Below are 11,591 nucleotides of genomic sequence, written 5' to 3' on the forward strand. Positions count from 1 at the left end.
TTATCAAGCAGTCGCCGAACGTTCGAGGAAAACGTCGCGGGGCATCAGCGTTTACAACGTAAGAAACAGCGCCGAGGTCCAGACTCGGGATTGATCGCGCTGCCGGGCGCAGATGAACAATGGATGTTCACGGCCCGGCTGCAGATTCAACTGCGCCAGCTCGATCTTCCCTTGCAGCTCTCGGGGCAGCGGCGCAGAGGTTGTTCTTTCAAGGGACACTTTCAGTTCCGCTCCTGGCAGCTCTTCGATCACTTGTGATTGCGCCAGTAACTCCTCACCGGACAACTCCATCAGCACAGTCGGCGCGTGTACGTAAGGTTGCGGTTCAGACGGATCGCCGACCTTGATGTAGTTGTCGATGCGGCTGTGGATCTGCAACGTCGCGCCGGCTAGCTGCGACAGGTCGATTTCAATACTGTCGGTGTCGCCGTTGGTGTCGGTGCGAAAGGCCAGTACCGTTGCATCCTTGCGCCATACGGTTTGCTCGGGGTGATCGAGTCCCAGGGCGCGAAAGCCACTGATGACCGCGCCCGTCACCCGAATCTCTCCGGTCCAGTAGGCACCGCGATAGCGATCCTTGATTCGTGCGCCCCCCAGCCGCAGCCGAATACGTTGGGCGGAAAACCCCAGCTCCTGATGCAGATTGCGCGACCAGATCAGCTTGTCGCCATCGAACAGATCGACCTGCTCCCAACCCGCCTCGCCCAGCAGTCGATAGTCCAGCGTGGCATTCGAATCGGCCGTGAACACTTCACCCATAAAGTGCTGGCCCTGGCGCAGGCTGGCAAACGAACGCTCGCCAGTGGTGGCAAAGGTGCGACGGGCACGAAGTGCCTTGCCGACACTGGCTCGGTCGAAGCCGTCGGCGACGACACCGGTCAGCCCGCCACGGGAGCCGAACACCGCCGTGGCCGGAACACCACCGCCACAACGGCCCTGATGCTCATCGCTGTTGGCAGCAGCACCGACCCGATAACCACGCTGAAGCGCTTCGGCGTAGACCCAATGGAATTGCCCCCAGGCCGAACCAACTTCAATCAGGCGCTCCAACTCCGGGTGATGCCAGTCGAGGTTGCAACGGCGACCACCGACGTGAGGCATCATCAGGTGGCCTTCAGGATCCTTGGCATAAGCCGCGTACAACTCGTCCACCGGCCAGGCGCCCGGCTTGATGGTGCCGGCGGTGAACTCGTTCCATTCGAAGGAACGCACCAACCGCCCTTGATTATCGAAGGGAAACTCAGGTTTGCGGTCATGCAGGAACACCACATTACGGTCGCCGCCTGCGCAAGAATTGCCGCACCATTCGGTGCCGGGATAACAAACAAATCGACCCGGCTCGTTGAGCTCGTGTATCAGCTGGACCGCCTGATCCCAGCGTTGCTCGGTAATACTGAAGTCGTTGGCGGTGTAGCCGAGTACGTCGAGACCGGCGACATCGCGACCGTAGCTGAGGTTGTACAAGGTGTCGTTGGTGCCCACGGTGTCATCGGAGTGCACATGCAGATCGGCGTACAACGGACGCAATGCCGTGCCGGCAGGATCGACCGTCACAAACGCCTGGGCCGCGCGCACAAAAGGTGCCGTCACCACGGCCGACAAACGCCACTCGCCCACCGCACCCAGATCAAAACCTTCAAGCCGGGCAGTTGCCCAACCTTCAGTTGCCAGGGTGAACGGTTGTTGTCGTTCGCCCCCTTCAGGGTCAACGAGGGTCAGCACGCCCTGGAGCGGCAAGTTGCGGCAGGTGTTACCCCAGGCATCATCCACCCTGAGCAAAACGTCGAACGCCTCACCCGCACTGACCAGCCGAGGGACAATCAACTGCACACTTTGCGCTGGTCCCGGCACGATGTTCAGCAGCGGATCGCCAGGCACCTCGGCAAACTTCGAGCTGCCCAATGGGTCGATGAACAGACGAAAACGGAAGTCTTTCTCGACAAAACTCTGCACCCGCGTACCCGCGCCGCCCTGACGACGATCGCCCAGGCGAATGGTGATCTTGTCCCCCGGGTTCAGGTAACCGTCGATGATGTCGATGATGATCGCTTTCTGAAACGGCCGTTCATGGCCCTTCTGGTCGAAGCGCACTTTCAAGTGCTGCACCGTGGCCTGGCTCTGTCCAGGAACCCGCTCACCGGCTTGATACTCGGCGCTGACATAGTTGGGGCCGGCCGGATTCGAGGTCTGGAACAATGCCCAGTCAGAGTAGAACTTGAAGGCCAGTTTCAGCCAGGCGCCGTCCGCCAAGCCGCTGCCACCGACCTCGTAGACCAGGGTGATTTCATCCCATTGCCCAGCAATCAGCGTGTCACGATCACAGCTGATGCTGCCCAGGAACGGGCGTTTCTTGTTGCGTTCGTAGAGGCCTTGCGGGGCAATGTAATGCCCGGCTTCGCGGGGATCGAAAACGTTACTCACATGACACCTCGTGCAGTGGTCCACTAAAGATTTGAAGGGTTCGAAAACAATGCTTATTGCACGCGCCATTTCTGGTAGTGACGCTCGATGCGCCTGAATACAAAACTCTCCATCAGCCAGGCAATCAGTCCGATCAGGACAATGCCCAGCAGCACCTGACTGCTGTTGCCGATCTGCCCGCCCGTCGACACCATCCAGCCAATGCCTTGGGACGCGCCGATCATTTCCGCCGCGACCAATGCCCGCCAGCCCTGGCTGAAGCCGATGCGCAAAGCTGCTGTCACGAAGGGCAATGAGGCGGGTAGATAAACGTGGGCCAGCAATTGCCAGGAATTGGCCCCCAGAGTGCGTGCCGCACGGACCTCACCGCCGCGGATACTCTGCACGCCCTCCTGAATGGTCACCGCCATGGGGAACATCGCGGCAATGAAAATCACCAATACGATGGAGACATAACCCAGGCCGAAAATGATCATGATCAGCGGCGCCCAGGCGATTGGCGGAATGGCCATGAACAGGCTGTTGAGCGGCGAGATGAAATCGCGAAACCGCGAGGACAGCCCTCCGGCCGTACCCAGCAGAATCGCGACGATCACCGCCGCACAGAAACCACCGACCTCTTCGAGGACACTGACCCTGAGGTGCTGCCACAGCGAACTGTCGCCCAGCCAGCGCACAGCCTCGCGGGCGACGTCCCAGGGTTGCGGCAAGATGTAAGTGGGAAAGCGGCTGGCCAGGGCGATCCAGATCAACAGCAGGAATGGCAGTGAGGCCCATCCCCAATTGGCTTTTGGCAAGGACATGGCGAACTCAGCGCGAGGCTTTTTCCAGGTAGGAGGTATCCACGATCTGGTCGGTCTTGAGCGTGGTATCGATAAAGCCCAGGTCGTGGGAGTAATTCATCAGGCGCTGGATTAATTGAATGTCCGAAGCGTGCAAATCCGCGGACCAGCCCAGTCGCGTCCGTGCTTGGGCGACGATGGTTTCTGGAACAATGGTCTTGCCGTCAACGCCTTGCACCGGCTCGAGTTTGAACGCCTCTGCGATAATTCGATTCGACTCGGCAGGATGTTCGTTGAGGAAAGCGATGGCCTTGCGATGAGCGCGCAGCAGCTTCACCACATCGTCCGGTCGCTCCTGCAAGGTTTTGGGTAAGGCGATCACCACGTACCACGGGTAATTCGGCAGCGCCTGATTGACGTCGAGCAGGACCCGGCTCGATCCGCGCAGCAATGACTGACTGACAAAGGGCTCCCAGGAAAACGCCGCGTCAACGATGCCGCGTTCCAGTGCCGCGTTCATATTGCCGGGCGGCATATCGATGATGTTCAGGTCCTTGTCAGGATTGAGCCCGGCCTTTTCTTTCAGGACATAGCCGCGCAACAGCACATCCATGCCACTGCCCTTCTTGACCCCGGCCAGCTTTTTTCCCTTGAGCTCATCCAGGGTGGTAATCGGACTCTTGGCGTCGACGATCACTGCCGCCTGACCGTAATTGACCTTGGCTAGAATCCGGCTTTGCAGCCCCCGGGAAAACCATTGGTACACCGGCGGCGTACCGACATAGGCCACATCCAGTTCACCGGCGGCCAGTGCCTGCTGGATCACCGGGCCATCGCCCAGCGCCTTGAGATCGACATTCAAGCCTTCCTCGCGGTAGTACCCCTGTTTTTCGGCGATCAACGCCGGCGCATTGGCCATGGCGAAGACATAACCCACACGCAAGGGTTTCTCTTCACCTGCCACGGCGAATATGCTGCTTGCCACTGCGGCAACAGACAATGAAAGGGCAAGCAGCGTACGTTTGATCATGCTGTCAACTCAGGTTGGCGGGTTGGATAAGCGGTGGCTGCAGACACTTCCATGACTTGGGATATGCGCTCCATCAGCTCATTGCGGTAATCGAGAAAGGCCGGCAAGCGGCGGGTTTTCAGGTTGGAGCGAGGGCGCGGCAGATGAATATTCAGTTCGCTATGGATACCGCCTGGGGCGATGTTGAGCACGATGACCCGATCCGCCAGAAACACCGCTTCGTCGATATCGTGGGTAATGAACAGCACCGTCTGGCCCAGTTCGGCCCAGATGCGCAAGGTCTCTTCGTTCATGCTGTTGCGGCTGATGGCATCCAGCGCGGCAAATGGTTCGTCCATCAGCAACACACTGGGCTCGAGTGCCAGGGTTCTGGCCAGGGAGACGCGCTGCTGCATTCCGCCAGAGAGCTGATGCGGCAACCGATGCGCCGCATTCTCCAGACCGACCAGACGCAGGTACTGCAAGGCTTGCGCACGCTGCTGCGACTCGCTGGTCTGAGCCGTCATCCGCAGACCGAAACGGACGTTTTCCAAGGCGCTCAACCAGGGAAACAACTGCGGCGCCTGAAACACATAACCCAACTCCGAACGCTCCGGACGCACCGCCGTCTGATTGATACTGATCTGACCGCTCTGAGGTTGCTGAAAGCCTGACAACAAATTCAGCATGGTGGTTTTCCCGCAGCCGGAGGGTCCCAGAATCGCGACGAACTCACCGGGCTTGGCGTTCAGACTGAAAGAGGTAAACACCCGATGCCCGTTGGGGTAGCTGAAGCTGATGTCATCGACCGTCAGCGCGTCGGCTTGCGGCTGTGAGTAAGGAATGGTTTCGAGCATGGCAAGTGTCGTCAGGTCGTTTACAATGGGAATACCTGGCATAATACGTATTAATATAAGCAGTCCCAATAACCTATTTTTATAACCTTAGAAGTGAAGGCACACCGCCCTCCTCCAAGGCCATGGGAACCGACAGTGTCTACGTCCATTCTTCGCGACAGCACCACCTCGCTCTACGAACAGATCGCCCATCAGTTGCTGGAAGAGATTCAACGCGGCGACTTTGAGCCCAGCGGCAAGCTGCCGTCAGAAGCGGAGCTGGGCCAACGCTTTGCGGTGAGCCGCGTCACGGTTCGCCTGGCGGTGGGCAAGCTCAGCGACGACGGAGTGGTGGAACGCAAGCAAGGCAAAGGCACCTTCGTGGCGGCCAAACAGGTTCGCCATGGCCTGGATGCATTGCGTAGTTTTCATGAAGCCTTATTGTTGCAAGGGCTCAAACCGAGCATGCAGGTCATCAGCCATACGTTGCAGCCCGTTCCAGAGCCCTTGCGTGGCTTGTTTGAAGCAGCGGACGATTGCCTGCTGCTGGAGCGACTGCACTTCGTCGATGATGAACCCATTGCGCTGGGACGCAGCCATTTACCTGCCGAATTGGCCAGCGTGGTCTGGACTGACGTCGAACATCAGCCGATCTATTCCATTCTCGAGTCGATCACCGGCATGGCGGTCACTCGCGCCGACCTGGCAATCCGTGCGCAAGAAGCCGATAAAAGCCTGGCCAGTGCCCTGCACGTCAAACGCGGCGCGGCACTGTTAGTCATGGAGCGCACCTCATATTTTGCCGACGGCCGCTGCTGCGACCGTACGACCTTTTACATCCGCCCGGAACGTTATGCCTTTGTCCTCAGTGGCGTCTTCAAGTCCAGACCCGCACAGGCAGATTGATCATGTAGGTCGGGAGAAATTTACGGGTGCCAAGCCACTATGGAGATGTCGGTAATGTTTTGCGCCCACAGTCAAATCATCAACAGTGCCTCGAACGCCGTGACGGGTGGCAACGCTTGATCCCGATCCACGGCCTCGATAGCTGCCCCACTGAACAGGGGGAAAAAGAAGGTCGAAGCCGCAGGTCCGGCCAGTTCAGAGCTTGGCGATCGAGACCTCGGTGGATTTGACGAAGGCAATCACTTCGCTGCCAATCTTCAATTCAAGGTCGCGATCACCGAGGTGACGATCCCTGAGGCGGTTTGCACATCGATTTCGGAAACCACCTCGCCTTCCAGTATTTCTTGATCACGCCCTTGAACTGGTTCCTCACGTTGATCGCTTTGATAGTCATGTTGTGGCTTCCTATCCGTTATTGGGCTATTCGCACTGACGTGCAGGTCATTTAAGGTGCACCTCCCATCACAACAACAAAAGGAATAAATAGTTATTTATTTGTTTCTCAATGAAATTTTGAAGGCCACTAAGCTAATTCCCAAAAAATATTTATAAAATATTTTTTATAACCATATTCTTCATGGCAGATAGCCCTTCTCTCTTGCTGAAAGCCGAGCGCGCCATGCCACAGTCCACCAAAAATGCTGAAGCAAAGTTCCGTCGTCCGGTGCTGGCCGGTCTGGTGGTTGCCCTGACCTTGTCATTCACCCTCCCGGCTCAGGCCCGGGAAACGCTGCGAATCGGTTACCAGAAGTCATCGACTCTGATTACCCTCTTGAAGACCCAAGGCACGCTGGAAAAAAACCTAGCGCAGAAGAATATCGATGTGAGCTGGCATGAGTTTTCAAGTGGCCTGCCACTGCTGGAGGCGCTGAATGTCGGCAATGTCGATATCAGCGCTGACGTGGCGGACACCGTGCCGATTTTTGCTCAGGCCGCGCAGGCCAAACTGACCTACTTTGCGCAAGAAGCGCCCTCGCCTTCCGCCCAGGCGATCATCGTGCGCGAGGACTCGCCCCTCAAGCAACTGGCAGATTTGAAAGGCAAGAAAGTCGCGGTCACCAAGGCGGCAGGCTCCCACTATTTGCTGATCGCAGCGCTGAAAAAAGCAAACCTGGCGTTTTCGGACATCCAACCGGCCTACCTGTCGCCCGCCGATGGCCGAGCAGCCTTCGAGAACAACAAGGTCGACGCCTGGGTCACGTGGGAACCCTTCCTCACCAGCGCGCAACGTCAACTGCCGACGCGCACCCTGGCCGACGGCACAGGCCTGGCTAGTTACAAACGCTACTACCTGACCAGCACGAGTTACGCCAAGGCGCATCCCGAAGTCCTCAAGCTGGTTTACGAACAACTGCACAAGACAGGTGACTGGGTAAAAACCAACCCACGTGACGCGGCGCAAATACTTAGCCCGTTGTGGGGCAACCTCGATGTGGCAACAGTCGAATCGGCCAACACCCATCGCAGTTACCAGGTACAGCCTGTGAATGGTGATCAGTTGGGTGAGCAGCAGAAAATCGCAGGTGCTTTTTTTGCCGCAGGCTTACTGCCCAAGGAGGTAGATGCCAAAGACGTCGATATCTGGAAACCGTAAGGCAGTCTTCGATTACGAGCTGACACTCACACCCTGTTCGATCTCGCGATGTCTTCGTCAGGCCCAAGAAGGTGTAACCTGGGTACCTGAGGCAGACTAGGCATTGGTGGGCATCAGCGAAGCGGTCTCCCACATCACCGACATGACCACCCAGATTGCCGCGGCCACTGAAGAGCAAACTGCCGTCGCCGAGGAAATCAGCCGAAACATCACCACGATCGCCCACTTGGCCGATCAAACCTCGGAACAGGCGCACCAATCGGCAGATCTGAATAAGGAACTGACCAAGACCGCGTCGACGCAGTACTCATTGGTTGAACGGTTTAACCGATAACCGATCAATCCTCATGGAGAGGCCCGCCTTATGCGGGCCTTTGCCCGCGCTTTCGTATCCGCCCTGTCATGCCTTCGTCACACCCACCAAGCACAATGACGGTCAGCCAAAAGGATTTGGCCCCATCGACAGAGAGTCCGGCCAAGTGCCGGTTTTTTTCGTTCCAGCGACATGCTTTTCACGAAGTGCTCACAGAACGGAGCGCAGATTGAACGGACAGAAGGATTTGACCCCATACAGAGAGCCCGCCATTTGCGGGCTTTTTGTTGTCAGCCATTCCCGCTGCTAAGCTCTCGAAGCCGGAATCGAACCTTTCTTATTGTTATTGAAAATAAAGGGAAATTTTTAGGTCGAAAATTTTTCTACCTCTATGTGTACCCTCAGTCTGCGGGCAGACTCAGTAATGAGCGTTGCTACCGGATTCCACCGAGTAATCGCCATGGAAAATTCGGGTGTGGTCATCCACGCGGAAGGGGCCTTCGGTAAGCGGACTTTTCCAATGGTACGACTGGAACGCAGTAGAGCACCCCATGAAACAGAAACGGGTCGCAGCTGGAACCTGTTGGGCGCCAAGCTCATTGATATCTTGATACGCCAGGATGATTTGGAGGACTTGAGACACAATAAGAGATGACATCGCCTCCGCCATCTTCATACGATAAAGCCCTGATTATTCAGGGCTTTATCGTTTCAGGCTTTTGGAAAAACCTGCCAGCCCACACTTCAGCCCACACCCTGGATGAAGTATTGCTTTTTGACCAGCGGCTAATTTTTCGAATGGTCTCTTGCCTACACCTACGGGCCTCAAGAACGGGTATAGAGGCAGCTTCCGCAGGAAGCGCCGGAACGAAAACAGAGGTTGTGATCTCTCTTCGACGCTGCCCAACAAACTACACGCAAACAAAAACGCCGCTCAGTGAGCGGCGTTTTTGCGTTTTTGGAGAAGGAAACGAGACTCGCATCTGGCGTCCTACCCATTGAAATATAAGGGGTTTCTGTTATTCCTGAAGCAGGAACGGACTTGATTCTGGACTTGTTTTCAGGGTGTATCAAGAGCAAAAAAGGGAATCATTCCAAGCCACGCCATTGGGCTCTACCCAAAGCCAGTTTCAGCTCGCCGACGACTGATGCGTCGTCCGGGCTAAGGATGATCACCGCCCCCTCTGCCGTTCAGACGGAGCCGAGCGATGAACCATGTCGCCCCTCCAGCATCATGGCGCGCTCAGTCAATTCTGGCCGTTGTGCTCAAGCATCACAAACACCCAAGAATTAAAGTCGAAGCGCCAAGGGTAGCTACCCCGCTCACAATTCCAAGAATAGAGCCACTCCGATGAGCCTGACAAAATCTCTGCCAGCATGCCTGGCACTCAGCTTCGCATCGTTTGCCATCTATGCAGCTGATGGTCCACCACCTTCGGTGAATGAGCCAAGCGGTATCAACCTGGGCGGCACCAGCTTTTACGACGGTTTCGCGGGGCCGCCCGGCTTATCACATCTGACCTATCTGAAGTTCAGCACCGCACGCAGCATCAAGGACAACGCAGGCAAGGATAATGGCGCCTTCGATAACCCGAAGATCAACATCATCACGCTGATGACGTGGAAATCCGGGCGCAGATGAACAAGGGCAAGCAACAGGTGGCAACGACGGCCAGCAAGGAATGGCAACCGCCTGCCGAAGTCGCGCGCGGCCTGAAGGCGCTCAAAGAAGGCGATCAGGCCACCGCTGAACAGGCTTTTCAAGCACGCTTGAAAAGCCGGCCCGACGATGCTGACGCGCTGGGTGGCCTTGGGGTTATTCGCCAGCAGCAACACCGACTGGCCGAAGCGGAACAGCTCTTGAGTCAGGCCACACGACAAAACGACGGCAGCCGCTGGCAAGTCGCGCTGAACGAAGTGCGCTACTGGTCAGCATTGCAGCAGGCCCGCGACGCCCAGGCCAAAGGCCAGACAGCCCAGGCACAGGTCTTGGTCAACCAGGTGCTGCGGCTCAATCCAAACGGGGTAGATGCTCGTCTCGCCCTGGCGGATATTCAGGCCAGCGCGGGCCAGTTCGATGACGCTCAGCGCAACTATCGGCAGATTTTGAACCAGCGCCGCGACGACCCTCAAGCACAGGAAGGGCTGGTCAATGTGCTGCTCAAGAGCGGCAAGAACGATGAAGCCCTGCAACTGATCAACAGCCTGCCCGCCACCGGACAGGCAAAGATCGGCCAGTCCGCACGCCTGCAAGCCTTGCGCGCGACGCAACTGGCCGCCCTCGCGAAACCGTACCCTTCCTGTACTTCCAATTCTGATGACGAACCTAAAGCACACCCCGCCCCCCCCCCACTCCGCCAGATGATCTGGCGACACGCAGCAGTCGGTTGGCAGGCGTGGCGCTGCTGATATTCCTGTTCGTCGGGCTGCTGTCCTCTGGCCGTCTGATTGTCTCAGGGCAAATCTCGCTACCCGATAAAGTGCTGCCCCCGCAGATTCTTGACGGCGATATCACGCATCGGATCGCCAAGGAACTGTCGAACGCTCAACTCCCCACGACCTTCGCCGAGCTGGAGCGCGGTGCCAGTTGGCTGCTCCTCGGTGACACCGGGCCGAGGGTTCGCTCGGGTTGTCCTGACTGGTTATTTTTGGCCGATGAGCTCAAGGTCAATGATCAAGCGCAGCGCAATGCCGATGCCAAAGTCCAGGCAGTGATTGATCTGAAGCAGCAGCTCTCCCAACGTGACATCAGCCTGCTGGTGGTCATCGTTCCAGACAAGAGCCGCATCGCTTCCGGGCAGCGTTGCGCACTGCACCGTCCAGCCGTTCTCGAAGGGCGCATCCAGACCTGGGCCTCGAAATTAGATGTGGGTGGCGTGCCGAATCTGGACCTCACCGGTGCGCTGACACCACTGGGGGCCAGTGCCTGGTTGCGCACCGATACGCACTGGAGCGAATCCGGCGCGAAGGCGGCGGCCGACGCCATCACCCAGCGCCTGAAGAGCCTGGGCATCAGCGCAACGCCACGCAGGTCGTTCAACGAAAGTCATGCCCCGCTCGCGGTGCGACCTGGCGATCTGGTCCATCTGGCGGGCATCGACTGGCTGCCGCTCAAATGGCAACCCGCACCCGAAATGGTCGCCCAAACCAACACCCACGAACGTCCCGTTGCGTCAGCCGACAGCCCTGATACTGAGGCAGACCTCTTTGGCGATGCCGATCTCCCCAACACCGCGCTCATCGGCACCTCATTCTCGCGCAACTCCAACTTCGCAGGGTTTCTGCAGCAGGCACTGGGCGCCCCCGTGGGTAACTTCGCCAAAGACGGCGGAGCGTTCTCTGGCTCGGCAAACAGCTACCTCAATAACCCGGCCTACAAAGAAACGCCGCCCAAGCAAATCATTTGGGAGATCCCGGAGCGGGACCTGCAGTCGGCTTACATCGACCCCATTGCCTCTGATTTTAAAGTCACCAGCGAGTAGCTGACGCCTTCTGGTACGTGACGAGCAATGGTCAAAGCCATCAGCCTGCATGATCGTTCGGGCCAAAAAATCGTCTCGCTGGCGAGATAACTGCGCAAGCAATACAGTGAGTAACGGTCACACATCCACGGAGAACTTATGACGAACATCCTGGACAAAGGAACAACGTCAATCTCACTGGTGCATGAAGCTCTATATAGCGCTAAGCAACGAGGCATGGATCTGGCCCTTGCGCTAGCAAATGCGGA

The 11,591-nt window shown here is 57.6% G+C and carries 8 protein-coding genes and 3 pseudogenes; 6 read left to right on the forward strand and 5 right to left on the reverse strand.

The genetic code is table 11. From position 1 onward, the window contains the following. Nucleotides 1-51: 51 nt before the first annotated feature. The 4 genes from IB250_RS15450 to IB250_RS15465 are packed head-to-tail and all read right to left on the reverse strand — an operon-like array spanning nt 52 to nt 5,069. The gene (locus tag IB250_RS15450; RefSeq protein WP_192344744.1) at nt 52-2,421 is read right to left on the reverse strand and encodes a hypothetical protein; all 2,370 of its coding nucleotides are present in this window, start codon (nt 2,419-2,421) and stop codon (nt 52-54) included. A gap of 53 nt (nt 2,422-2,474) precedes the next feature. Beyond that, complete coding sequence (locus IB250_RS15455; protein ID WP_192344745.1) at nt 2,475-3,224, reverse strand: ABC transporter permease; 750 nt, start codon at nt 3,222-3,224, stop codon at nt 2,475-2,477. 7 nt (nt 3,225-3,231) lie between these two features. Continuing rightward, nucleotides 3,232-4,233, reverse strand: a complete 1,002-nt coding sequence (locus tag IB250_RS15460) for an ABC transporter substrate-binding protein (RefSeq protein ID WP_192344746.1) — start codon at nt 4,231-4,233, stop codon at nt 3,232-3,234. Further along, nucleotides 4,230-5,069 (reverse strand): ABC transporter ATP-binding protein, encoded by an 840-nt coding sequence (locus IB250_RS15465; protein WP_192344747.1) that lies wholly within the window; start codon nt 5,067-5,069, stop codon nt 4,230-4,232. Before IB250_RS15465 ends, IB250_RS15460 begins: the two co-directional genes overlap by 4 nt. A 135-nt stretch (nt 5,070-5,204) precedes the next feature. Here IB250_RS15465 and IB250_RS15470 point away from each other — a divergent pair, with 135 nt between their 5' ends. After that, entirely contained in the window at nt 5,205-5,954 is a 750-nt protein-coding gene (locus IB250_RS15470) for a GntR family transcriptional regulator (protein WP_192344748.1), read from the forward strand. A gap of 195 nt (nt 5,955-6,149) precedes the next feature. Here IB250_RS15470 and IB250_RS15475 read toward each other — a convergent pair. Beyond that, nucleotides 6,150-6,348: pseudogene (locus IB250_RS15475) on the reverse strand (TOBE domain-containing protein). A gap of 225 nt (nt 6,349-6,573) precedes the next feature. Between IB250_RS15475 and IB250_RS15480 the strand changes: the two are divergent. The 5 genes and pseudogenes from IB250_RS15480 to IB250_RS15500 all read left to right on the forward strand — a co-directional run bounded on the left by IB250_RS15480 (nt 6,574) and on the right by IB250_RS15500 (nt 11,343). Next, nucleotides 6,574-7,548, forward strand: coding sequence for an aliphatic sulfonate ABC transporter substrate-binding protein (locus tag IB250_RS15480; RefSeq protein WP_192344749.1), 975 nt, complete (start codon nt 6,574-6,576; stop codon nt 7,546-7,548). A 55-nt stretch (nt 7,549-7,603) separates the two neighbouring features. Then, a pseudogene (locus IB250_RS15485) lies at nt 7,604-7,882 on the forward strand (chemotaxis protein); the annotation flags it as partial. Between the two features lie 1,330 nt (nt 7,883-9,212). Next, nucleotides 9,213-9,479 (forward strand): annotated as a pseudogene (locus tag IB250_RS15490) (phenol degradation protein meta); the annotation flags it as partial. Nucleotides 9,480-9,499: 20 nt separating this feature from the next. Further along, entirely contained in the window at nt 9,500-10,270 is a 771-nt protein-coding gene (locus tag IB250_RS15495; protein WP_225603517.1) for a tetratricopeptide repeat protein, read from the forward strand. Next, entirely contained in the window at nt 10,249-11,343 is a 1,095-nt protein-coding gene (locus tag IB250_RS15500; protein WP_412548343.1) for an alginate O-acetyltransferase AlgX-related protein, read from the forward strand. The genes IB250_RS15495 and IB250_RS15500 overlap by 22 nt, the downstream gene beginning before the upstream one ends. Nucleotides 11,344-11,591 lie beyond the last annotated feature (248 nt).

This window comes from Pseudomonas sp. PDM09, assembly GCF_014852305.1.
GTDB lineage: Bacteria > Pseudomonadota > Gammaproteobacteria > Pseudomonadales > Pseudomonadaceae > Aquipseudomonas.

What these genes read in the sequence shown, in the direction of transcription:
- IB250_RS15480 (WP_192344749.1), top strand. Translation starts at nt 6,574, where the DNA reads ATGCCACAGTCCACCAAAAATGCTGAAGCAAAGTTCCGTCGTCCGGTG.
- IB250_RS15455 (WP_192344745.1), bottom strand. Translation starts at nt 3,224, where the DNA reads ATGTCCTTGCCAAAAGCCAATTGGGGATGGGCCTCACTGCCATTCCTG.
- IB250_RS15495 (WP_225603517.1), top strand. Translation starts at nt 9,500, where the DNA reads ATGAACAAGGGCAAGCAACAGGTGGCAACGACGGCCAGCAAGGAATGG.
- IB250_RS15460 (WP_192344746.1), bottom strand. Translation starts at nt 4,233, where the DNA reads ATGATCAAACGTACGCTGCTTGCCCTTTCATTGTCTGTTGCCGCAGTG.
- IB250_RS15465 (WP_192344747.1), bottom strand. Translation starts at nt 5,069, where the DNA reads ATGCTCGAAACCATTCCTTACTCACAGCCGCAAGCCGACGCGCTGACG.